This window comes from Streptomyces sp. BV286 (assembly GCF_019090165.1).
Lineage (GTDB): Bacteria > Actinomycetota > Actinomycetes > Streptomycetales > Streptomycetaceae > Streptomyces.
On sequence record NZ_JAHRIB010000212.1, the window covers coordinates 203,151 to 225,622 of the forward strand.

At 70.0% G+C, this 22,472-nt stretch carries 23 protein-coding genes; 15 read left to right on the top strand and 8 right to left on the bottom strand.

Features of this window, described 5'->3' with window-relative positions; translation table 11 throughout:
* Window position 1 precedes the first annotated feature (1 nt).
* Both tal and tkt read right to left on the bottom strand, forming a co-directional pair.
* The gene (gene tal, locus KUF83_RS41480) at window positions 2-1,120 is read right to left on the bottom strand and encodes a transaldolase (protein WP_217460296.1); all 1,119 of its coding nucleotides are present in this window, start codon (window positions 1,118-1,120) and stop codon (window positions 2-4) included.
* 34 nt (window positions 1,121-1,154) lie between these two features.
* Complete coding sequence (tkt, locus tag KUF83_RS41485; protein ID WP_217460297.1) at window positions 1,155-3,242, bottom strand: transketolase; 2,088 nt, start codon at window positions 3,240-3,242, stop codon at window positions 1,155-1,157.
* A 355-nt stretch (window positions 3,243-3,597) separates the two neighbouring features.
* On the opposite strand from tkt, the gene KUF83_RS41490 reads away from it, so the two are divergent.
* The 4 genes from KUF83_RS41490 (at window position 3,598) to KUF83_RS41505 (ending at window position 7,043) form a co-directional block, all read left to right on the top strand.
* Entirely contained in the window at window positions 3,598-4,554 is a 957-nt protein-coding gene (locus KUF83_RS41490; protein WP_217460355.1) for a heme o synthase, read from the top strand.
* 85 nt (window positions 4,555-4,639) lie between these two features.
* Window positions 4,640-4,996 (top strand): hypothetical protein, encoded by a 357-nt coding sequence (locus tag KUF83_RS41495; protein WP_217460298.1) that lies wholly within the window; start codon window positions 4,640-4,642, stop codon window positions 4,994-4,996.
* Window positions 4,997-5,168: 172 nt separating this feature from the next.
* A complete protein-coding gene (locus KUF83_RS41500) occupies window positions 5,169-6,275 on the top strand; it encodes an amidohydrolase family protein (RefSeq protein ID WP_217460299.1) in 1,107 nt (368 codons plus the stop codon).
* A gap of 18 nt (window positions 6,276-6,293) precedes the next feature.
* Complete coding sequence (locus KUF83_RS41505) at window positions 6,294-7,043, top strand: nucleotidyltransferase domain-containing protein (protein WP_217460300.1); 750 nt, start codon at window positions 6,294-6,296, stop codon at window positions 7,041-7,043.
* 47 nt (window positions 7,044-7,090) lie between these two features.
* Here the strand turns inward: KUF83_RS41505 and KUF83_RS41510 are convergent, their stop codons facing one another.
* From KUF83_RS41510 to KUF83_RS41525, 4 genes are all read right to left on the bottom strand, one after another.
* Window positions 7,091-8,098: a heme A synthase gene (locus KUF83_RS41510; RefSeq protein ID WP_217460301.1), complete on the bottom strand. Its 1,008-nt coding sequence runs from the start codon at window positions 8,096-8,098 to the stop codon at window positions 7,091-7,093.
* 64 nt (window positions 8,099-8,162) lie between these two features.
* Window positions 8,163-8,957, bottom strand: a complete 795-nt coding sequence (locus tag KUF83_RS41515) for an ABC transporter permease (protein WP_217460302.1) — start codon at window positions 8,955-8,957, stop codon at window positions 8,163-8,165.
* Entirely contained in the window at window positions 8,954-9,877 is a 924-nt protein-coding gene (locus KUF83_RS41520) for an ABC transporter ATP-binding protein (RefSeq protein WP_217460303.1), read from the bottom strand. The genes KUF83_RS41515 and KUF83_RS41520 overlap by 4 nt, the downstream gene beginning before the upstream one ends.
* Before the next feature lie 68 nt (window positions 9,878-9,945).
* A complete protein-coding gene (locus KUF83_RS41525) occupies window positions 9,946-10,785 on the bottom strand; it encodes an aminoglycoside N(3)-acetyltransferase (protein WP_217460304.1) in 840 nt (279 codons plus the stop codon).
* Window positions 10,786-10,945: 160 nt separating this feature from the next.
* Here KUF83_RS41525 and KUF83_RS41530 point away from each other — a divergent pair, with 160 nt between their 5' ends.
* Genes KUF83_RS41530 through KUF83_RS41565 form a run of 8 tightly spaced genes read left to right on the top strand, consistent with a single transcriptional unit; the run spans window position 10,946 to window position 17,539 of the window.
* The gene (locus KUF83_RS41530; protein WP_217460305.1) at window positions 10,946-11,698 is read left to right on the top strand and encodes a metalloregulator ArsR/SmtB family transcription factor; all 753 of its coding nucleotides are present in this window, start codon (window positions 10,946-10,948) and stop codon (window positions 11,696-11,698) included.
* A complete protein-coding gene (gene sufB, locus KUF83_RS41535; RefSeq protein ID WP_217460306.1) occupies window positions 11,695-13,119 on the top strand; it encodes a Fe-S cluster assembly protein SufB in 1,425 nt (474 codons plus the stop codon). Before KUF83_RS41530 ends, sufB begins: the two co-directional genes overlap by 4 nt.
* Window positions 13,120-13,175: 56 nt before the next feature.
* Window positions 13,176-14,354, top strand: coding sequence for a Fe-S cluster assembly protein SufD (sufD, locus tag KUF83_RS41540; protein WP_217460307.1), 1,179 nt, complete (start codon window positions 13,176-13,178; stop codon window positions 14,352-14,354).
* A complete protein-coding gene (locus KUF83_RS41545; RefSeq protein ID WP_217460308.1) occupies window positions 14,354-14,701 on the top strand; it encodes a non-heme iron oxygenase ferredoxin subunit in 348 nt (115 codons plus the stop codon). The genes sufD and KUF83_RS41545 overlap by 1 nt, the downstream gene beginning before the upstream one ends.
* Before the next feature lie 7 nt (window positions 14,702-14,708).
* On the top strand, window positions 14,709-15,473 hold the full coding sequence (sufC, locus tag KUF83_RS41550; protein WP_217460309.1) for a Fe-S cluster assembly ATPase SufC: 765 nt from the start codon (window positions 14,709-14,711) through the stop codon (window positions 15,471-15,473).
* Complete coding sequence (locus KUF83_RS41555) at window positions 15,470-16,726, top strand: cysteine desulfurase (protein ID WP_217460310.1); 1,257 nt, start codon at window positions 15,470-15,472, stop codon at window positions 16,724-16,726. Before sufC ends, KUF83_RS41555 begins: the two co-directional genes overlap by 4 nt.
* A 16-nt stretch (window positions 16,727-16,742) precedes the next feature.
* Window positions 16,743-17,210 carry a Fe-S cluster assembly sulfur transfer protein SufU gene (gene sufU / locus KUF83_RS41560; protein ID WP_217460311.1) on the top strand — a complete coding sequence of 156 codons (468 nt, stop codon included), beginning with the start codon at window positions 16,743-16,745 and terminating at the stop codon, window positions 17,208-17,210.
* Window positions 17,207-17,539 carry a metal-sulfur cluster assembly factor gene (locus KUF83_RS41565; protein ID WP_217460312.1) on the top strand — a complete coding sequence of 111 codons (333 nt, stop codon included), beginning with the start codon at window positions 17,207-17,209 and terminating at the stop codon, window positions 17,537-17,539. The genes sufU and KUF83_RS41565 overlap by 4 nt, the downstream gene beginning before the upstream one ends.
* Before the next feature lie 117 nt (window positions 17,540-17,656).
* Here the strand turns inward: KUF83_RS41565 and KUF83_RS41570 are convergent, their stop codons facing one another.
* Both KUF83_RS41570 and KUF83_RS41575 read right to left on the bottom strand, forming a co-directional pair.
* Complete coding sequence (locus KUF83_RS41570; protein WP_217460313.1) at window positions 17,657-18,502, bottom strand: AbfB domain-containing protein; 846 nt, start codon at window positions 18,500-18,502, stop codon at window positions 17,657-17,659.
* 374 nt (window positions 18,503-18,876) lie between these two features.
* Window positions 18,877-20,628 carry a hypothetical protein gene (locus KUF83_RS41575; protein ID WP_254645128.1) on the bottom strand — a complete coding sequence of 584 codons (1,752 nt, stop codon included), beginning with the start codon at window positions 20,626-20,628 and terminating at the stop codon, window positions 18,877-18,879.
* Window positions 20,629-20,864: 236 nt separating this feature from the next.
* Here KUF83_RS41575 and KUF83_RS41580 point away from each other — a divergent pair, with 236 nt between their 5' ends.
* From KUF83_RS41580 to KUF83_RS41590, 3 genes are all read left to right on the top strand, one after another.
* Window positions 20,865-21,185 (top strand): multidrug efflux SMR transporter, encoded by a 321-nt coding sequence (locus tag KUF83_RS41580; RefSeq protein ID WP_217460314.1) that lies wholly within the window; start codon window positions 20,865-20,867, stop codon window positions 21,183-21,185.
* A 22-nt stretch (window positions 21,186-21,207) separates the two neighbouring features.
* Window positions 21,208-21,744: a TetR/AcrR family transcriptional regulator gene (locus KUF83_RS41585; protein WP_217460357.1), complete on the top strand. Its 537-nt coding sequence runs from the start codon at window positions 21,208-21,210 to the stop codon at window positions 21,742-21,744.
* A 133-nt stretch (window positions 21,745-21,877) separates the two neighbouring features.
* Window positions 21,878-22,471 (top strand): RNA polymerase sigma factor, encoded by a 594-nt coding sequence (locus KUF83_RS41590; RefSeq protein WP_217460315.1) that lies wholly within the window; start codon window positions 21,878-21,880, stop codon window positions 22,469-22,471.
* Window position 22,472: the final 1 nt, after the last annotated feature.

Genomic DNA, 22,472 nt, shown 5'->3' on the forward strand with positions numbered 1-22,472 from the left:
TTCAGCCCTCCGAGGGGGCGAGGCGCTGGAGCTCCGCCTCGGTCGACTTGAGCAGGTCGTTCCAGGCGCCCTCGAACTTCTCGACGCCCTCGTCCTCCAGGAGCTGGACCACTTCGTCGTACGAGATGCCGAGCTTCTCGACGGCGTCGATCTCGGCGCGCGCCTGCTCGTACGTACCGGCGACGGTGTTGCCGGTGATCTTGCCGTGGTCCTCGGCGGCGAACAGGGTCGCCTCCGGCATGGTGTTCACCGTGTTCGGCGCGACCAGGTCGTCGACGTACAGGGTGTCCTTGTAGGCCGGGTCCTTGACGCCGGTCGAGGCCCACAGCGGACGCTGCTTGTTGGCCTGCGCCTTGTCCAGGGCGGCCCAGCGGTCCGAGGAGAAGACCTCCTCGTACGCCTCGTAGGCGAGCCGCGCGTTGGCGAGACCGACCTTGCCGCGGGCGGCCTTGGCCTCGGCCGTGCCGAGGGCGTCGAGCCGCTTGTCGATCTCCGTGTCCACGCGGGACACGAAGAAGGACGCCACCGAGTGGATGCCGGACAGGTCGATGCCCGCGGCCTTGGCCTTCTCCAGGCCCGCGAGGTACGCGTCCATGACCAGGCGGTAGCGCTCCAGGGAGAAGATCAGCGTGACGTTCACGCTGATGCCCCGGGCGATCGTCTCGGTGATCGCGGGCAGACCCGCCATGGTCGCCGGGATCTTGATGAGCGTGTTCGGCCGGTCGACGAGCCAGGCGAGCTGCTTGGCCTCGGCGACGGTCGACTTGGTGTTGTGCGCCAGGCGCGGGTCGACCTCGATCGAGACCCGGCCGTCCTGGCCCTGCGTCGCGTCGAAGACCGGGCGCAGGATGTCGGCGGCGTCACGGACGTCCGCCGTCGTGATCATGCGGATGGCCTCTTCGACGGTGACCTTGCGGGCGGCGAGGTCCGACAGCTGCTGGTCGTAGCCGTCGCCCTGCGAGATCGCCTTCTGGAAGATCGACGGGTTGGTGGTGACGCCCACGACGTGCTGCTGGTCGATCAGTTCGGCGAGGTTGCCGGACGTGATCCGCTTGCGCGACAGGTCGTCCAGCCAGATCGCGACGCCTTCCTCGGAGAGGCGCTTCAGTGCGTCTGTCATGGAAAATGCATCTCCTACGTGTCGTATGTCGGCGTCAGCGCTGGGCTGCGGCGATCGATTCCCGGGCGGCGTTCGCGACGTTCTCGGCAGTGAAACCGAACTCCTCGAAGAGGACCTTGCCGTCGGCCGAAGCACCGAAGTGCTCCAGGGAAACGATGCGGCCCGCATCCCCGACGAAGCGGTGCCAGGTCAGACCGATACCGGCCTCGACCGCGACACGCGCCTTCACGGACGGGGGAATCACCGAGTCCCGGTACCCCTGGTCCTGCTCGTCGAACCACTCCACGGACGGCATGGAGACCACCCGTGTCGGCGTGCCCGCGGCCTCCAGCTGCTCGCGCGCCTCGACGGCCACGTGCACCTCGGAGCCGGTCGCGATGAGCACGACCTCCGGCGTCCCGGTGGACGCCTCGAAGAGCACGTAACCGCCCTTCGCCGCATCCTCGTTGGCCTCGTACGTGGGTACGCCCTGACGGGTCAGCGCGAGACCGTGCGGAGCGCCCTTGCCGAAGACCTTGGTGTAGCGCCTGAGGATCTCGCGCCAGGCGATCGCGGTCTCGTTGGCGTCCGCCGGACGGACGACGTTGAGGCCCGGGATGGCGCGCAGGGAGGCGAGGTGTTCGACCGGCTGGTGCGTCGGGCCGTCCTCGCCGAGTCCGACCGAGTCGTGCGTCCACACGTACGTCACCGGCAGGTGCATCAGCGCGGACAGACGTACGGCGTTGCGCATGTAGTCGGAGAACACCAGGAAGGTGCCGCCGTAGATGCGGGTGTTGCCGTGCAGCGCGATGCCGTTCATCTCCGCGGCCATGGAGTGCTCGCGGATACCGAAGTGGATCGTGCGGCCGTACGGGTCCGCCTCCGGCAGCGGGTTGTCCGCCGGCAGGAACGACGACGTCTTGTCGATCGTCGTGTTGTTCGAGCCCGCGAGGTCGGCCGAACCGCCCCATAGCTCGGGGATGACCGCGCCGAGAGCCTGGAGGACCTTGCCGGACGCGGCACGCGTGGCGACGCCCTTGCCCGTCTCGAAGACCGGGAGCTTCTCCTCCCAGCCGGCGGGCAGCTCGGTCGCGGCGATGCGGTCGAACTCCGCTGCGCGCTCCGCGTTGGCGGTCCGCCAGGCGGCGAAGCTCTTCTCCCACTCGGCCCTGGCCTCGCGGCCGCGGTCGAGCGCCCGGCGCGCGTGCGCCAGCACCTCGTCGGCGACCTCGAAGGTCTGCTCCGGGTCGAAGCCGAGGACACGCTTGGTGGCCGCGACCTCGTCGTCGCCGAGCGCCGAGCCGTGCGCGGCCTCGGTGTTCTGGGCGTTCGGGGCGGGCCAGGCGATGATCGAGCGCATCGCGATGAACGACGGCCTGTCCGTGACCGCCTTCGCGGCCTCGATCGCCGCGTACAGGGCTGCCGGGTCGAGGTCGCCGTTCTCCTGCGGCTCCACGCGCTGGACGTGCCAGCCGTAGGCCTCGTACCGCTTCTCCGTGTCCTCGGAGACGGCGGTCTCGGTGTCGCCCTCGATCGAGATGTGGTTGTCGTCCCACAGCAGGACCAGGTTGCCGAGCTTCTGGTGGCCCGCCATCGAGGACGCCTCGCCGGAGATGCCCTCCTGGAGGCAGCCGTCACCGGCGATCGCGAAGACGAAGTGGTCGAACGGGGAGGTGCCGGGGGCCGCCTCCGGGTCGAACAGGCCGCGCTCGTAGCGGGCGGCCATCGCCATGCCCACCGCGTTGGCGACACCCTGGCCCAGCGGCCCGGTCGTCGTCTCCACGCCGGGGGTGTGCCCGTACTCGGGGTGCCCGGGGGTGCGCGACCCCCACGTCCTGAAGGACTTCAGGTCGTCCAGCTCCAGGCCGAAGCCGGCCAGGTACAGCTGGGTGTAGAGGGTCAGGGACGAATGGCCCGCGGACAGCACGAAGCGGTCGCGGCCGGTCCAGTCGGGGTCCGCCGGGTCGTGCCGCATCACCTTCTGGAAGAGGGTGTACGCGGCGGGTGCCAGACTCATCGCCGTACCCGGATGGCCGTTGCCGACCTTCTGTACGGCGTCGGCGGCCAGGATGCGGGCGGTGTCGACGGCCCGCTGGTCCAATTCGGTCCACTCGAGGTCTGTTGTGGTCGGCTTGGTGCTCACCCTGGGTCAGGGCTCCTCTCCACATGTTCCACATGTCGAATGCCGGTGCACGTGGCGCCCACCGGCTCGCTGTCGAGCCTACCCCCGTAGGAACGCGCATTTTTTCGAGTCATTCCAGACTGCCGGGACTCTCCCTCTTCCGCCTCCCGACCGGCGCGTTCCGTATTCGGCAAGTGAATACGGAACCATGGAACCGACTGCTCAATCAGAAGCCGATCAGTCCTTCGCGGGACCCTTCCAACACGAGGCGACCCCCGCGAGAGCCGGGGTCTGGGCAACGTCTACAGTGGCGTGGTACGCGCGAGCCTTTACCGGGAGTTCACACCCGGGGCTCGCTGGGATGTCTCTGTCAGGGGTGTGCGTGACGGCCGTTGAATCCCGTCCAGCGGGAGTGCTCGGTGGGACGAGCCAGGGTACGAACCACCGGCCGTTCGGGGCTCGGGTCAAGGCGTTCGTCGCTCTCACCAAGCCGCGGATCATCGAACTGCTGCTGATCACCACCGTTCCGGTGATGTTCCTGGCGCAGCAGGGAGTGCCCGATCTGAAGCTGGTGCTCCTCACCTGCCTCGGCGGCTACCTCTCCGCCGGGGGCGCCAACGCCCTGAACATGTACATCGACCGTGACATCGACGCGCTCATGGAGCGCACGTCGCAGCGGCCGCTGGTCACCGGGATGGTCAGCCCGCGCGAGTGCCTCGCCTTCGGCGTCACGCTCGCCGTGGTCTCCACCCTTCTGTTCGGTCTGACCGTCAACTGGCTGTCCGCCTGGCTGTCGCTCGGGGCCCTGCTCTTCTACGTCGTCGTCTACACGATGATCCTCAAGCGGCGTACGTCGCAGAACATCGTGTGGGGCGGCATCGCGGGCTGTCTGCCCGTCCTCATCGGCTGGTCCGCCGTCACGAACTCCATGTCGTGGGCCCCGGTCATCCTCTTCCTCGTCATGTTCTTCTGGACGCCGCCGCACTACTGGCCGCTCTCCATGAAGGTGCGGGAGGACTACGCGCGCGTGGGCGTGCCGATGCTCCCGGTCATCGCCTCCAACCGGGTCGTCGCACGGCAGATCGTCCTCTACAGCTGGGCCATGGTCGCCGTCTCCCTGCTGCTGCAGCCGCTCGGCTACACGGGCTGGTTCTACACCGCCGTCGCCCTGGTGACCGGAGGCTTCTGGCTCTGGGAGGCGCACGGCCTGCAGTCCCGGGCCAGGAACGGCGCCGTCGGCGCCAAGCTGAAGGAGATGCGGCTCTTCCACTGGTCCATCACCTACGTGTCGCTGCTGTTCGTGGCGGTGGCCGTGGACCCCTTCCTGCGCTGACCTCCCACCGCACGGCCCGGGCGCGTGGGGAAGACCACTGAGCCCGGCCGTCGCCAGCCGATCTACCCGTCGGTAGCATCCTGGTATGGCAGACATCCAGCAGGTTGACGAGGGCGCGGGCCCCGAGCGGGACGCCAGGGCCGAGCGCCGCACGGCGAAGCTCGCCAAGCAGATCTCCTCCTTCGCGCAGGCCCACGGCGGCGCCGAGGGCCAGATCGCGTACCTCGGGCAGAAGGGCGCCCGGATCGTCCTCGTGGGTGAGGACGGCGACTGGGGCGATCTCGTGGCCCCCAGCTACGCCGTCGCCGAACAGGCCGTGAAGGAATCCGGCATCACCGTCCACGACGACTTCGACGGTGAGTTCGCGAACAAGGTCAGGACCGGACCGTACGAGTGGACCCGCATGGCGGGCATCCAGGTGGGCGGCCCCGGCAACGCCTGAACCAGGTCCCGGCCGCCGCGGCCCCGCTCGAAGCCCAGGGCCGCGATGTCCGCGGCTCCGCCGCACGGGCACGGCCGGCCACGACCGACCCGCGGTCCCCAGGCCAACACCTGACCCCCGTCTCGCCCGTTAGGCCCCGTAATGGCAGGGCCCATACGCGGGGGGAGTCCGGATGATCGAAACACCGTCGCTGGTGGACCAGTACTGCCACGGCGTGCTGCGGACGGAGCTGGGCCTCGGCACCTTCGAGGCCCACCTGGCCAGGGGCGAGGGGCCGCCCGCGGCCGGCACCACCTTCTTCGACACGCAGACCGGGTTCGCCGTACGCCGCTGGTGCCCCCCGCTGCTGGGGCTGGAGCCGCACTGCCCGCCCGCCCGCTACCTGGCGCGACGCCGGGAGCTCGGCGTCCTGGAGGCGGGGCGCAAGCTGCTGCGGGGGAGCGGCATCACGACCTACCTGGTCGACACGGGGCTGCCGGGCGACCTCACCGGCCCCGGCGAGATGGCCTCCACCGGGGCGGCCGACGCCCACGAGATCGTCCGTCTCGAACTCCTCGCCGAACAGGTCGCCGACACCTCCGGCACCGTCGAGTCCTTTCTCGCGAACCTCGCCGAGTCGGTGCACGGCGCGGCCGTGCACGCCGTGGCCTTCACGTCGGTGGCGGGCGTACGGCACGGACTGGCACTCGCGCCCGAACCGCCCGGTCCCGGAGAGGTGCGGGGCGCGGCGGGGCGGTGGCTGGCGGGCCGCCGGGTGGGCGGCGCACTGAGCGATCCGGTCCTGCTCCGGCACCTGCTGTGGATCGCGGTCGCCTCGGGCCTGCCCCTCCAGCTGCACGCCGGTCTCGGCGAACCGGGTATGCGGATCGACCGCACCGATCCCGTCCTGCTCACCGACTTCGCCCGCGCCACGGCCGGCCTCGGCACCGACCTGGTGCTGCTGCACGGCTACCCGTACCACCGGCACGCGGCGCACCTCGCCGGGGTCTTCCCGCACGTGTACGCCGACCTGGGCGCGGCGCTCGTGCGGACCGGGGCGCGGGCGGCGGCCGTCCTCTCGGAGATCCTGGAGCTCGCCCCCTTCGGCAAGCTCCTCTTCTCCAGCGGAGCCCACGGGCTGCCCGAGCTCCATGTGGTCGGAGCCCGGCTCTTCCGGGAGGCGCTCGCACGGGTGCTCGGCACCTGGGTGGCGGAGGGCGCCTGGTCGCTGGCCGACGCGCAGCGGGTGGCGGGACTGATCGCGGCGGGAAACGCACGGCGGGTGTACGGGGTGGAGTGAACTGCACAGACTGGGTGCATGACTCGCAGCGACGCGACCGACCGGCTCCTCGACCGCTTCCTCACGGAACTGCGCGGACTCACCCCCGTCGCCGCGTGGGCGCACGGCTCGCTCGGCGGGGGCGACTACCAGGAGGGCCGCAGCGACCTGGACCTGATCGTGGTCCTCGACGGGACGATCACGGCGAGGACGGTCTGGCGGGTGGCCCTGCTGCACGCCCGCCTGCGCGGCGAACCGCTCGTCGCCAAACTGCACTGCACCTATCTGACGCCCGCGACGACGGCGGGCGCGGAGCGGCGGCACCTCACGTGGGCGCACCAGCAGCTCTTCAAACGGACGGTCACGCCGGTGACCCGGCGCGAACTGCACACCTTCGGGCTGGTCCTGTCCGGGGAGCCGCCCGAGCAGCTGCTGCCGCCCGTGACGGACGACGAACTCGCCGAGTTCGTCGCGCGGGACCAGCGGGACTTCTGGCGACCGCAGCTCGACCGGCCCGCCGACTGGACGCAGGACGTCTGGGTGGACGCGGGCCTGGTCACCCACGCCCGTGCCGCGGTCACGCTGAGGGAGGGGCGGCTGATCACCAAGCGGGAGGCCCTCGGCCTGCTGCCCGGCCTCGGCGCACCCGTCGAGGTGGTCGAGGACGTCAGGAGACGGCGGTACGAGGAGCCTGGAGCCACGGGCCGGGAGTGGGCCGCCCGCAGGGGGCAGCTCACCCGTGACTACCTGGGACCGGCGATCGACCGTCTGGTGGCCGCGTACACGTGACGCGTGGGCGGGTCGGTCAGGCGCGCGCGGGCGCGCCGGACGTCCGCTCAGGTGCGGCTGAGCGCCGACCGCGTCGACTGGCCCGGCAGCTCCGCCACGACCTCGGGCCGCTCCCGCAGCGCCAGGAGCACTCGGAGCGTGGCGATCCACACCAGGCAGGAGCCGAACATGTGAAGGCCGACCAGGACCTCCGGCAGGTCGGTGAAGTACTGGACGTAGCCGATCGCCCCCTGCGCGAGGAGCACCAGGAAGAGATCACGGGTGCGGTGCAGGGGAGCCGGGGGCGCGTCGACGGCCTTCAGCACGAACCACAGGGCGAAGACCAGCGTCACCACGATCCAGGCCAGGACGGCGTGCAGTTTGGTGACGTTCTCCCAGTTCAGCGGGATGCGCTCGACCTCGCTGGAGTCACCGGCGTGCGGGCCGGCGCCGGTCACGACCGTGCCCACCGCGATCAGCAGCACGGTGGTGGCGACCAGGATCCACGCCATCTGCAGCACCGGCCTGCCCACCAGCGGACGCGGCGCGTCGTCACCCTCCCGGGTGCGCTGCCACATCACCGTGGCGACGGCGATCAGGGCGGTGGAGAGGAGGAAGTGGGCGGCGACCGTGTACGGGTTGAGGCCGACGAGGACGACGACACCACCGAGGACGGCGTTGCCCATGACGACCCAGAACTGCGTCCAGCCGAGCCGGGTGAGGCTGCGCCGGTACGGCTTCTGCGAGCGGGCGGCGATGATCGCCCAGCCGACCGCGGCACACAGGACGTACGTCAGCATGCGGTTGCCGAACTCGATGACGCCGTGCACGCCCATCTCGCTCGTGGTGGTCAGCGAGTCGTCGGTGCACTTCGGCCAGGTCGGGCAGCCGAGGCCCGAGCCGGTCAGCCGGACGGCACCACCGGTGACCACGATCAGCACCGCCATGACGAGCGCGGCGAGCGCGGCGCGCCGGACCGTCCGTGGTGAGGGGGTCCAGCGCCCGGCGATGAAGGCGAGCGGGTTGCGCACGGCTTGAGCGGCGTCCGCTCGGGTCACGTTTGGCACGGGATCCATCGTAGGGGGCTGCTTGTGCACGCGTTCACGAGCCCCCACCCTGCCACCCTCCGCCACCGTGCCGTCACTCCCAGCGGAAGAACCTGCCGGCGGCCGCGAGGCCCACCACGGCCCACACGGAGAGGATCCCGAGGTCCGCCCAGGGCATTCCGGCCCCGTGCTGCAGCACGTCCCGCAGACCGTCCGAGAGCGCCGTGATCGGCAGCAGGCCGAGGACGTCCTGCGCCGCCGCCGGGAACTTGTCCAGCGGGACGATCACCCCGCCGCCCACGAGCAGCAGCAGGAAGACCAGGTTCGCGGCGGCCAGCGTGGCCTCCGCCTTCAGCGTGCCCGCCATGAGGAGACCGAGACCGGAGAAGGCGGCGGTGCCGACGACGAGGAGCAGCAGTACGGCGAAGGGGTTGCCCTCCGGCGACCAGCCGAGCGTCAGGGCGATGACCGTCACGAGGATCACCTGGAGCACCTCCGTGACCAGCACGGACAGCGTCTTGGCCGTCATCAGGCCCCAGCGGGGCAGGGGCGAGACGGCGAGCCGCTTCAGCACGCCGTACCGCCGCTCGAAGCCCGTCGCGATCGCCTGGCCGGTGAACGCGGTCGACATCACGGCGAGCGCGAGAATGCCCGGCGCCAGGAAGTCGACGGCCTCGCCCTCGCCCGTGTCGACGACGTCCACCGCGCTGAACAGCACGAGCAGCAGCGTCGGGATGATCACGGTCAGGAGCAGCTGCTCGCCGTTGCGCAGCAGCATCCTCGTCTCGAGCGCCGCCTGCGCCGCGATCATCCGGGGCAGCGGGGCCGCTCCCGGCCTCGGCGCGTACGTGCCGCCGCCCGTGGCCCGGGCGTCCGTTTCCGCGCTCATCCGCGCAGCTCCTTACCGGTGAGCTCCAAGAAGACGTCCTCCAGGGTGTGCCGCTCCACGGAGATCTTCTCCGGCATCACCCCGTGCTGGGCGCACCAGGTCGTGACGGTCGCGAGGAGCTGCGGGTCGATCTTGCCGCCCACCAGGTACGTGCCCGGGGCCGGCTCGGCCGCCGTGCAGTCCGCCGGGAGGGCCTTGAGGAGGGAGGTCACGTCGAGGCCGGGGCGACCGCTGAAGCGGAGGGTGTTCTCGGCGCCGCCGCGGCACAGCTCCTCGGGGGAGCCCTGGGCGATGACCCGGCCCGCGTCGACGATCGCCACGTCGTCGGCGAGCTGCTCGGCCTCGTCCATGTGGTGCGTGGTCAGGATCACCGAGACACCGTCGGCGCGCAGATCGCGTACGAGTTCCCAGGTGGCCCGGCGTGCCTGCGGGTCGAGGCCCGCGGTCGGCTCGTCCAGGAAGACCAGCTCGGGGCGGCCGACGACGGCCATGGCGAGCGCGAGGCGCTGCTGCTGGCCCCCCGAGAGCCGGCGGTACGTCGTCCGGCCGCAGCTGCCGAGGCCCAGGCGCTCGATCAGCGCGTCCACGTCCAGCGGATGCGCGTGCAGTTCGGCCACGTGCCGGAGCATCTCGTCGGCGCGGGCGCCGGAGTAGACGCCGCCGGACTGGAGCATCACGCCGACGCGGGGCCGCAGGGCGGAGGCCTCGCGCACCGGGTCGAGGCCGAGCACACGGACGGTTCCGGAGTCCGGCCTGCGGTATCCCTCACAGCTTTCCACGGTGGTCGTCTTGCCCGCGCCGTTGGGGCCGAGCACGGCGGTGACGCCCGCCCGGGCCACCAGGTCCAGGCCGTCCACCGCGGTCTTCCTGCCGTACCGCTTCACCAGACCGTTGACCTGGACGACTGGCTCACTTCGCATGGGCGGCCTCGCTTCGCATGAGCGCCAAGTCTAGGGACGGGCGGGCGGGTGCCGGAGGGCGGGTCGGGTCACGAGCGGCGCGGGACGGGCGCGTCGTCCGTGATCCATTCCTCCCGCGAGCGGTGCAGCGCGAGCCACCGCTGCGCGTAGGCCACCGCGTCGGCCAGGGGGAACAGCCGCACGTCGGCGGCGCCCACCCGGCCGCGCACGACCGGCCGGTCCCGCTCGAAGTCGGCGCCCAGGGTGTCGAACTCCTCCGAGCTGACCGCGACCTCCGTCACGACCTCCCAGCGCGGCCCCTGCGGAGTGAGCACGGACCGCCCCACCTCCGTCCGGGGCGAGGGGATCCGGTACTCGGCGAGGTGGAAACCGGTGCAGGAGTCGTAGCCCGCGCCGAGCAGCAGGACCCGGGCGCCCCTCTCCTCCAGGCGGGCCAGCGGGCTGCGCTCGCCCAGCCGGCAGTCCGGGGCGTGGTCCCGGACGACCGCCGCCGCGCCCGGGCCGACGGCCGCGAACGAGGTCTGCGGGTGCGCGCTGCGCAGGGCGCCGGGCCAGGTGCGCACGGTCTCCGGGACGACGCCCACTCCGCGTGAGGGCGTCACGAGCGGGTCGTACGCGGGCATCGTGGCGCGGATCGTCGGCCACCACTGTTCGGGCACGGCCGGGTTGCTCCACAGGGCCGGGTCGGAGAGGTCCCCCGACTGGGTGGGAACCACGAGCGTGCCGTCGGGGCCGAGTGCGTCGAGCAGTCCCTGGACGACGGCGACCGCACCTCCGTTGACCCAGCCGAGGGAACGGAGCGACGAGTGCGCGAGGAGCGTCTCACCGGGGCGCACACCGAGTGCGCGCAGGTCCGCGGCGAGGCCGGCGCGCGTGACGAGAGGGCCGGTCGGAGGGGGTGTCGGCATGGTTCGGCAGTCTCGCCGACACCCCCGCACGCCGCCACCGAATTGATCGATCAAAGATCATTGCCGCAGGTCAGATTAGGTTTACCTAAGTGATGCACCGCACCCCGCCCGGCGCGGACGCGGCTTGTCAGTCTCTGAGGAATTACGCAACAATGGCGTTGTGAAATACGTCGGCGAGGTTCGGGAGACCCCCGCGGGGGCCCCTCAGGAGGAACTCGCGACCGGTGAGCGCTCCACGCGCAACCGCGTCGCGCGCTCCATCCTGGACCACGGCCCGTCGACCGTGGCCGACCTGGCCGGACGGCTGGGCCTGACCCAGGCCGCCGTCCGCCGCCACCTTGACGCCCTCGTCTCCGACGACGTCGTGGAGGCCCGCGAGCAGCGGGTCTACGGCGCCCGTACGCGCGGACGGCCCGCAAAGGTGTTCGCCCTGACCGACTGCGGCCGGGACGCCTTCGACCAGTCCTACGACAAGCTCGCCGCCGACGCCCTGCGTTGGATCGCCGAGCGTGAGGGCGGGGAGGGGGCGCTCGTCGCCTTCGCCCGCGCCAGGATGGCCGCCCAGGCCGAGGCGTACCGCAAGGCCGTCGAGTCCGTCGCCCCCGAGAAGCGCGCCGAAGCACTGGCCAAGGCCCTGAGCGCGGACGGGTACGCTGCTACGGCGCGCAGCGCACCGGTCGGCGAGCAGCTCTGCCAGCACCACTGCCCGGTCGCTCATGTCGCCGAGCAGTTCCCGCAGCTGTGCGAGGCGGAGACCGAGATCTTCTCCCAGTTGCTGGGGACACACGTCCAGCGGCTGGCCACCATCGCCCACGGCGACGGGGTCTGCACGACGTTCATCCCCAAGATTTCCACGCTTCCCAAGACCACTGATCACGCATCCGCACGTACCGCCGGGAGGAACCCCGCATGACACTCCCCATCGAGGAGACCGCCCACCCCGAGCTCGAGGGCCTGGGCAACTACGAATACGGCTGGGCCGACTCCGACGTGGCTGGTGCCTCTGCCAAGCGCGGTATCAACGAGGACGTCGTCCGGGACATCTCCGCCAAGAAGAGCGAGCCGGAGTGGATGACCAAGCTCCGTCTCAAGGGCCTGCGCCTGTTCGACAAGAAGCCCATGCCGAACTGGGGCTCCGACCTCTCCGGCATCGACTTCGACAACATCAAGTACTTCGTGCGGTCCACGGAGAAGCAGGCGCAGTCCTGGGAGGACCTGCCCGAGGACATCAAGAGCACGTACGACAAGCTCGGCATCCCCGAGGCGGAGAAGCAGCGCCTCGTCGCCGGTGTCGCGGCCCAGTACGAGTCCGAGGTCGTCTACCACCAGATCAACGAGGAGCTCGAGGCGCAGGGTGTCATCTTCATGGACACCGACACGGCGCTGAAGGAGCACCCGGAGCTCTTCAAGGAGTACTTCGGCACGGTCATCCCGGTCGGCGACAACAAGTTCGCGTCGCTGAACTCCGCGGTGTGGTCCGGCGGCTCCTTCATCTACGTGCCGAAGGGCGTGCACGTCGAGATCCCGCTCCAGGCCTACTTCCGTATCAACACGGAGAACATGGGCCAGTTCGAGCGGACGCTGATCATCGTCGACGAGGACGCCTACGTCCACTACGTCGAGGGCTGCACGGCGCCGATCTACAAGTCGGACTCCCTGCACTCCGCGGTGGTCGAGATCATCGTGAAGAAGGGCGCCCGCTGCCGCTACACGACCATCCAGAACTGGTCGAACAACGTCTACAACCTGGTCACCAAGCGTGCCGTGGCCTACGAGGGCGCGACCATGGAGTGGGTCGACGGCAACATCGGCTCCAAGGTCACCATGAAGTACCCGGCCGTCTACCTGATGGGCGAGCACGCCAAGGGCGAGACCCTGTCCATCGCCTTCGCCGGTGAGGGCCAGCACCAGGACGCCGGCTCCAAGATGGTCCACATGGCGCCGAACACCTCCTCCAACATCGTCTCGAAGTCCGTGGCGCGCGGTGGCGGGCGTACGTCCTACCGCGGTCTCGTCGAGATCGGCGAGGGCGCCCACGGCTCCAAGTCCAACGTGCTGTGCGACGCGCTGCTCGTCGACACCATCTCCCGTTCCGACACGTACCCGTACGTGGACGTCCGCGAGGACGACGTGTCCATGGGCCACGAGGCCACCGTCTCCAAGGTCAGCGACGACCAGCTCTTCTACCTGATGAGCCGGGGCATGACCGAGTTCGAGGCGATGGCCATGATCGTGCGCGGCTTCGTCGAGCCCATCGCGAAGGAGCTGCCCATGGAGTACGCCCTGGAGCTCAACCGGCTGATCGAGCTGCAGATGGAAGGCGCGGTCGGCTAGACCCGCCCCCAGCAGTCGTTAGATTTCCGACGTAGGAAGAGAGCAGACCGACAGCCATGGCTGAGGCGCAAAACATCCCTGTGGGCTCCACCACCGCGGGCCAGATCGCGGTGGCCGCCGAGTCGACCGTCGCCACGCGCATGAGTGCGCCCCCGTCCTTCGACGTGGGGGACTTCCCGGTCCCCCACGGCCGCGAGGAGGAGTGGCGGTTCACCCCGCTGGAGCGGCTGCGCGGCCTGCACGACGGCACCGCGGCCGCCAGCGACGGCCTGAAGGTCGACGTCCAGGCGCCCGAGGGCGTCATCGTCGAGGCCGTCGGCCGTGACGACGCCCGCCTCGGCAGGGCCGGCACCCCGGTGGACCGCATCGCCGCCCAGGCGTACTCGGCGTTCGAGAAGGCCGGCGTGATCACCGTCCCCAAGGAGACCGTGCTCACCGAGCCGATCCGCATCGCCGTGCACGGCGAGGGCGGCGTCGCCTACGCCCACCAGGTCGTCGAGCTCGGAGCCTTCGCCGAGGCCGTCGTCGTCATCGACCACACCGGTGACGCCGTACTCGCCGCCAACGTCGACTACCTCCTCGGGGACGGTGCCAAGCTGACCGTCGTCTCCGTCCAGGACTGGGACGACAAGGCCGTGCACGTGGCCCAGCACAACGCGCTGATCGGCCGCGACGCCACCTTCAAGTCGTTCGTGGTCACCTTCGGCGGCGACCTCGTACGCCTGCACCCGCGGATCTCCTACGCCGGCACCGGCGGCGAGGCCGAGCTCTTCGGCCTGTACTTCACGGACGCCGGCCAGCACCAGGAGCACCGCCTCCTCGTCGACCACAACACCCCGCACTGCAAGTCGAACGTCGTCTACAAGGGCGCGCTCCAGGGCGAGGGCGCCCACGCGGTGTGGATCGGCGACGTCCTCATCGAGGCCAAGGCCGAGGGCACGGACACGTACGAGATGAACCGGAACCTGGTTCTGACCGACGGCGCCCGGGTCGACTCCGTGCCGAACCTCGAGATCGAGACCGGCGAGATCGTCGGCGCGGGCCACGCCTCGGCGACCGGCCGCTTCGACGACGAGCAGCTCTTCTACCTGATGGCCCGCGGCATCCCGGCCGACGAGGCCCGTCGCCTGGTGGTCCGCGGCTTCTTCGCCGAGCTGGTCCAGCAGATCGGCGTCGACGACATCCAGGAGCGCCTTCTCGTGAAGATCGACGAGGAGCTGGAGGCGTCGGTCTGATGACTGCCTCCGACCGTGCCCAATTCCTGCGGGCCTGCGACCTGAGCGAGCTGGAGAAGGACACCCCGAAGCGGGTGGAGCTCGACGGCACGCCGGTCTCGCTCGTGCAGACCGAGGGGGAGGTGTTCGCGATCCACGACATCTGCTCGCACGCGAACGTCTCGCTCTCCGAGGGCGAGGTGGAGGACTGTCAGATCGAGTGCTGGCTGCACGGCTCCGCGTTCGACCTCAGAACCGGTAAGCCGTCCGGCCTCCCCGCGACGCGCCCCGTCCCCGTATATCCCGTAAAGATCGAAGGAGGCAGCGTCCTCGTCGACGTCCACGCCTCCCTCACCCAGGAGTCCTGAGGTACCCATGGCAACGCTTGAAATCCGAGACCTGCACGTCACCGTCGAGGCCGACAACGCCACGAAGGAGATCCTCAAGGGCGTCGACCTCACCGTGAAGCAGGGCGAGACACACGCCATCATGGGCCCGAACGGCTCCGGCAAGTCGACGCTCGCCTACTCCCTCGCGGGTCACCCGAAGTACACGATCACCAGCGGCAGCGTCACCCTCGACGGTGAGGACGTCCTGGAGATGTCCGTCGACGAGCGTGCCCGCGCGGGCCTGTTCCTGGCGATGCAGTACCCGGTCGAGGTCCCCGGTGTCTCGGTCTCCAACTTCCTGCGCACCTCCGCCACCGCGATCCGCGGCGAGGCCCCCAAGCTGCGGCTGTGGGTCAAGGAGGTCAAGGAGGCCATGGAGCGTCTCAACATGGACACCTCCTTCGCCGAGCGCAACGTGAACGAGGGCTTCTCCGGCGGTGAGAAGAAGCGCCACGAGATCCTCCAGCTGGAGCTGCTCAAGCCGAAGATCGCGATCCTCGACGAGACGGACTCCGGCCTGGACGTCGATGCCCTGCGCGTCGTCTCCGAGGGCGTCAACCGCGTCCGTGAGACCGGTGAGGTCGGCACCCTGCTGATCACGCACTACACGCGCATCCTGCGCTACATCAAGCCCGACCACGTGCACGTCTTCTCCGGCGGCCGGATCGTCGAGTCCGGCGGCGCCGAACTCGCCGACAAGCTGGAGAACGAGGGCTACGAGGTATACACGAAGGGTGGCGCATCAGCGTGACGCAGTTGCCGGGCCTCCTCGACACCGAGGCGATCCGTAAGGACTTCCCCATCCTGGACCGCCGGGTCCACGACGGTAAGAAGCTCGTGTACCTGGACAACGCGGCGACCTCGCAGAAGCCGCGCCAGGTGCTGGACGCACTCAGCGGCTACTACGAGAACTACAACGCCAACGTCCACCGCGGCGTGCATGTGCTCGCGGAGGAGGCCACGGCGCTGTACGAGGGCGCGCGCGACAAGGTCGCCGCGTTCATCAACGCGCCGAGCCGCGACGAGGTGATCTTCACGAAGAACGCCTCCGAGTCGCTCAACCTCGTGGCCAACATGCTCGGCTGGGCCGACGAGCCCTACCGGGTGGACCACGAGACCGAGATCGTCATCACGGAGATGGAGCACCACTCCAACATCGTGCCGTGGCAGCTGCTGGCGCAGCGCACGGGCGCGAAACTGAAGTGGTTCGGCCTCACCGACGACGGCCGTCTCGACCTGTCCAACATCGACGAGATCATCAACGAGAAGACGAAGATCGTCTCCTTCGTGCTGGTGTCGAACATCCTGGGCACGGTCAACCCCGTCGAGGCGATAGTGCGCCGCGCGCAGGAGGTCGGCGCGCTGGTCTGCATCGACGCCTCGCAGGCCGCCCCGCACATGCCGATGGACGTCCAGGCCCTCCAGGCCGACTTCGTGGCCTTCACCGGCCACAAGATGTGCGGCCCGACCGGCATCGGCGTCCTCTGGGGCCGCCAGGAGCTGCTGGAGGACCTGCCTCCGTTCCTCGGCGGCGGCGAGATGATCGAGACGGTGTCGATGCACTCGTCGACGTACGCTCCCGCCCCGCACAAGTTCGAGGCGGGCACCCCGCCGATCGCGCAGGCGGTCGGTCTCGGTGCGGCGATCGACTACCTGAGCGCGATCGGCATGGACAAGATCCTCGCCCACGAGCACGCGCTCACCGAGTACGCGGTGAAGCGGTTCGCGGAGGTCCCGGACCTGCGGATCATCGGCCCGACGACGGCCGAGGACCGCGGCGCGGCGATCTCGTTCACACTGGGTGACATCCACCCGCACGACGTGGGCCAGGTCCTCGACGAGCAGGGCATCGCGGTCCGGGTGGGACACCACTGCGCCCGCCCCGTCTGCCTGCGCTACGGAATTCCTGCGACCACGCGAGCGTCGTTCTATCTGTACTCCACGCCGGCCGAGATCGACGCACTGGTCGACGGTCTGGAGCACGTACGGAACTTCTTCGGCTGAGGGGCGTGCTGAAACCGTGAAGCTGGATTCGATGTACCAGGAAGTCATCCTGGACCACTACAAGCACCCGCACGGGCGGGGCTTGCGGGATGGCGACGCCGAGGTGCACCACGTCAACCCGACGTGCGGCGACGAGATCACCCTGCGCGTGAAGTACGACGGCACGACGATCAGCGACGTCTCGTACGAGGGCCAGGGCTGCTCCATCAGTCAGGCCTCGGCCTCCGTGCTGAACGAGCTCCTCGTCGGCAAGCAGCTCACCGACGCGCAGAAGATCCAGGAGACCTTCCTGGAGCTGATGCAGTCCAAGGGCCGCATCACACCGGACGACGCGATGGAGGAGGTCCTGGAGGACGCGGTCGCGTTCGCCGGGGTCTCCAAGTACCCGGCCCGCGTCAAGTGCGCGCTGCTGAGCTGGATGGCCTGGAAGGACGCGACGGCCCAGGCCCTGGGCGAGGCCGGCGCCGAAAGGAAGACGGCATGAGCGAGACCATCGAGATGAAACCGGCCTCGGAGGAAGAAGTCCGAGAGGCCCTGTACGACGTGGTCGACCCCGAGTTGGGTATCGACGTCGTCAACCTCGGGCTGATCTACGGCATCCATGTCGACGACGCGAACATCGCGACGATCGACATGACCCTGACGTCGGCGGCCTGTCCGCTGACCGACGTCATCGAGGACCAGGCCAAGTCCGCCACGGACGGCATCGTCAACGAACTGCGCATCAACTGGGTGTGGATGCCGCCGTGGGGCCCGGACAAGATCACGGACGACGGCCGTGACCAGCTCCGGGCGCTGGGCTTCAACGTCTGACACCCGGCTGTACGAGCGAGGCCCCCGGCATGTCCGCCGGGGGCCTCGCTCGTGTCGGGGGGCCGGTGCCGCGCGTCGGCGGACACCGTGAGCGGCTCGCTCAGCCCGGTCTCCTGCTCAGCTCAGTCCCTTGACCAGCCGGAACGCCGAGTCCGCCAGGTAGAGCTGGTTGTACTCGGCCGGGTCCAGACGGAGCTCGAAGTTGCGGTGGCGCAGGAAACGGCCGCGGAAGTTGTACGACTCCAGCGCGACTGCTCCGGAGTGGACCGACGGGCGGGGGCAGAACGTGGCGTCCTGCTTGAAGTACTCGGAGCCGTCGTGCCGGTCCGCCCGCAGGCGGAAGTTCTGGTGGCGCAGGTAGCGCTTGTCGCCCAGCGAGAAGGAGACACAGCTGGAGTCGGCGATGCCGGGGACGACCTTGAAGGAGGCCTCCTGCCTGGTCCGGGACGAGCTGTGGGAGCTCACCTGGTCGAGGCGTACCGAGTCGTACGAGAGGTGCCAGTAGCGGTCCGGGTAGTTGACCGCCCGGACGGACTTCAGCGGGTTGGACGGCTTGGGGGAGGCGGACTTCGAGGGCCGCGGGACGGGATCGGGCTTCGCGCCGCCCTGCTGCTTGTCCTCGGGTGCGGAGGACTTGCCGTCCGTCTTCTCCTCGGAGGCCTCCGGGGCGGCCAGGCCGCTCTTCCCGCTCGGTGCGGTCGCGGCGGGCGCGCGGGGCGTGACCGGTTCGTCCGCGGCGGACGTGGTGTTCTGCTTCTGGTCCTTCGCCGACGTGTCCTTGCCGTCCTCCAGCACGGTCACCGCCGTCACGGTGGAGGCGAGGACCGCCACGAGGAGTGCTCCGGCCAGCCAGAGCCGGCGTGTTCCGGGTATTCGGGACTCGTCCAGGGATTCGCCGGTCTCCCACACCTTCGGGGGGTGGGCCGACGGGTCGGGAGCCGACCCGGTCTTTCTTTCTGGCATGCGCGGTTCCCCCAGCGTCGCCGAGGGCGGACGCGGATCGGTCATGTGTCGTGGCACAAGGTCGTGGCACAAGAAGGAGGCGGAGGTCACGGGCACGCGGTACGGCTGTGGCCGGGGGATCCGCGTGCGCGACGAGGGGAACATTAGTGGAACCTGTGCGCTTCGAGTAAGCGTTTCTGAGAGCGGTTTCTTCCAGAAGCCGCAACGATTGTGCGTCAGTTGCAACCGATCGTCGAATGGGTCGGCCGGGAAAGATAGTTCAAGGCTTAAGGATTAGAGATCAGGGCCCTGAGGAGGCGGTTTCGGCGCCCGAAGGGGGAGTTCGGGCGCCGAAGCGGATTCTCCCGTGCGGCCGGGAGATTTCCTCTCAGGGCCTAACGCGCTCCGAAGGCCGACAGGAGCGTGGCGATCCGTTCGCGGCCTCCGCCGTTCTGGACCGGGGCCGCCGTCAGGACGTCCAGGTGCTGGTAACCGGGAAGGACAATGGGGTTCTTGTCCGCCGGGACGTGGTCGGCGAGGATGCCGTCACCCGCGACGAAGGTGATCGCCGGATTGGCGGTCGGGCCTGTGGAGTGCACCATGTGCCGGGCGATCCGCGGGTCTTCCACGAGGGAGATGTCCGTGATGAGCTTCGTCGGGAAGTAGTCCTCGGTGAAGTCCAGCGGCTGCTCGGAGAGACTGCGGGCCAACTCCCCGATGTCCGACACCTCCTTGGCGGCCGTCGTGAACGGCGTGCCGTCGGCCGAGCGGTGCACCGGGTCGTCCGCCGCGCCCACCCGGTCGAAGTCGCGCCAGGTGTAGAGAGGGCCGCCCGGTTCGTCCGGGATCGCCTTCAACTCCGTACCGAAGAGGGCGGGCGAGCCCTGGACGTCGTTCGAGACCGGGAAGTTCTTGTCGGCGATCCGGCCGCCGTCGAAGAGGCCCACGCTGGTCTGGATGAAGGACAACGGGGCCGAGTTGTCGTCCATGAAGGCGCCCAGGACCGCCTCGTTGGTGAGGCGGAAGTCGCGGATCGTCGGATGTCCGCTCAGGAACACGGCCGCGTTCTTCGAGAACATCGTGCGGGACGTCGTCTCGATGTTGGTGTTCTCCGGCAGCGCGTCCTGGAGCGTGGACCGCGTGTCGGGCGCGGTGCGCGCGGCCAGTCCGCTGATCGCGAGCACGTTCATGATCTCCGGGTTGAGCACCGCGGGCAGCGCGAGGAAGCGGGGCAGGACGCCGGTGCGCAGGCCGGCCTGTACGGCGGTGAAGCCGAGGCCCGTCTCCGGGACCATGCCCCTCGGCAGCAGGCCGCCGTCGAGGGTGCCCGAACCGCCGTTCAGGTCGTCGAGGTTGACGGCGATCGTCGTGTCCAGGGCGAAGTAGCCCGCGCACTGGTTGAAGCCCGCGTCCGCCTTCGTCGCGCTGTTCCCGTCGAAGTCCCAGGTGGAGAAGACGCCGGTGAGCACCCCGCCGAGCGAGTGCCCGCCGCACAGCACCTTCTCCTTGCGCAGCTTCTGGTCGGGCAGTTCGGCGGTCAGCAGGTCGTACTGGTCGCGGACGGTCTGCTCCAGACCGACCTCGCCGAGCCACCCCACCTGATCGCTCGTCAGGAACCCGTCGAAGGCGCGGCCGTCCACCTTCTGGCCCTCGTAGTAGTAGCCGACCGCCTTCCCCACGCTGCCCGTCGCGACCCCGGCGTTGTCCTCCAGGCAGTTGGAGCGCCGGTCCAGCGCCCAGAACTCGATGTGGTCGCCCTTGTCCGCCGCCGCCCGCACCGTGTTGCGGGCCACGCTGTCGAAGGCGCCCGCGCCCTCCAGGATGCCGGGCTGGGCGACCAGGATCCGGTCGGCGTCGGCCGACCTCGACGGTCCGTCGGAGGAGCGGTAGCGCAGGTACGACAGCCGGTCGCAGCGCGCCGGGTGAGCCCCGACGGAGGCCGGCAGCGGGATCCGCAGCGAGACCTGGGTCTCCGTGATGCCCTTGACCGGGGACGCGGAAGACACCGGTGTCTCGGTGCGGGCCGTGTCGGCGGCGGCCGGTGCCCCGTCGGCCGAGGGTGTCGCGGTCAGCGCGGCCACGGCGAGCGCTCCCGCCGCCAGTGGGCGCAGCCACCGGGCGCGGCGAGGGGGGACTCCAGTGCTCATGTTTGTCTCCATGGGTGCGACAGCGGTCCGGAGTGCCGCACAGTAACCAGCGGTAACTTCCCTGTTCCATAAGGAAAACGAGCGAACGAGGGAAGCTCGGTGCGCACATTCGCACAGCCGGTCGCCGCCGGGTCCGCGGGGCGCCGACAGGGACCGCGGTCACGGCAGGCGCACGTCCGGGACGGACTTTCCGGTTCTGCGTACGGGCGTACATATCGATGCGTACACTCGTACGCATGGGATACGCGCTGCTCACCGGAGCCATCGCCGCGGAAGTGGCCGCCACGACCGCCATGAAGTACAGCGACGGCTTCAGCAAGCTCTGGCCGTCCGTGCTGACCGCCCTCGGCTACATCATCGCCTTCGTACTGCTCGCGCAGACGCTCAAGACCGTGTCCGTCGGCACGGCGTACGCGATCTGGTCCGGCCTCGGCACGGCGGCCATCGTGGTGATCGGGATCGTGTTCCTCGGGGAGGGGCTGAGCTTCACCAAGTTCGCCGGAATTGCGCTGATCATCGGCGGGGTCATCGTGCTGAACGTGGGCGGGGCGCACTGATGACTTCGTGCGGCGACCGCTGATGGCCCGGCGTTACGACCCCGCGCGACGGCAGAGGATCATCGACGCGGCGATCCGTGTCGTGGCCGCCAAGGGCATCGCCGGACTGAGCCACCGCTCGGTGGCGGCCGAGGCGGACGTGCCGCTCGGCTCGACGACGTACCACTTCAGGACCCTCGACGAGCTGATGGTCGCCGCGCTGCGGCAGGCGAACGAGGGCTTCGCACAGGTGCTCGCCGAGAGGAGCTCCTTCGAGGACACCGACGCCGACCTGGCCGGCGAACTCGCCGCGGTGACGGGCGAGTGGCTGGCGGGCGACCGCCCCGGGGCGGAGCTCGAGTACGAGCTGTACCTCGCCGCCCTGCGCCGCCCCGCCCTGCGCCCCGTCGCCGCCGAATGGTGCCATGACCTCGCCGACCGCATCGGCCGCCGCACGGACCCGGCCACCGCGCGGGCGCTCGTCGCGCTGCTGGACGGCATCTGTCTGCAGGTGCTCCTGACGGGCGCGGAGTACGACGAGGCGTACGCCCGCGAGATGCTGGCGCGGATGCTCCCCTGAACCCACCCCCTCCGCGTCCCCCTCCCGCCGTCTTCTCTCTCCCTCCGTCCGCCGCGCGGGAACCGTGAACCTTCTGCCGTCCTGCGGGGAACAGGCGGTGAAAGGCTCGGCACGACCAACAGGGGGAGGACTTGTGACCGGACCACCGGCACCGGAGGCCGAGGTGCACGACGACGCCGAGGTCGTCGCCCAGTCTCTGGAACAACCGGAGCTGTTCGCCCGGCTCTACGACCGGTACGCGCCGGACATCCACCGGTACGTGACCCGGCGGCTCGGGGACGGGGCGGCCGACGACATCACGGCGGACACGTTCCTCACGGCGTTCCGGATCCGCACCCGCTACGACCTGACCCGGGCCAACGCGCGCCCCTGGCTCTACGGCATCGCGGGCAACCTCATCGGCAAGCAGCGCCGCACCGAGGTACGGGCCCTCAGGGCACTGGCCCGGACCGGGACCGACCCGGTCGCCGCCTCATGGGTGGAGGAGACCGAGAACCGCGTCGCCGCGCAGGCACCGCTCGCCGGCGCCCTGGCCGCACTGCCGGCGGGGGACCGGCACGTGCTGCTGCTCGTCGCCTGGGCCGACCTCACCTACCAGGAGGTCGCGGAAGCCCTGGACATACCCGTCGGGACGGTCCGCTCCCGGCTCAACAGGGCCCGGCGCAGGGTGCGTACGGCCCTGGGCGCCGATCCCGCATTCGTACCGGACACCCCGGAGGTGATCTGAC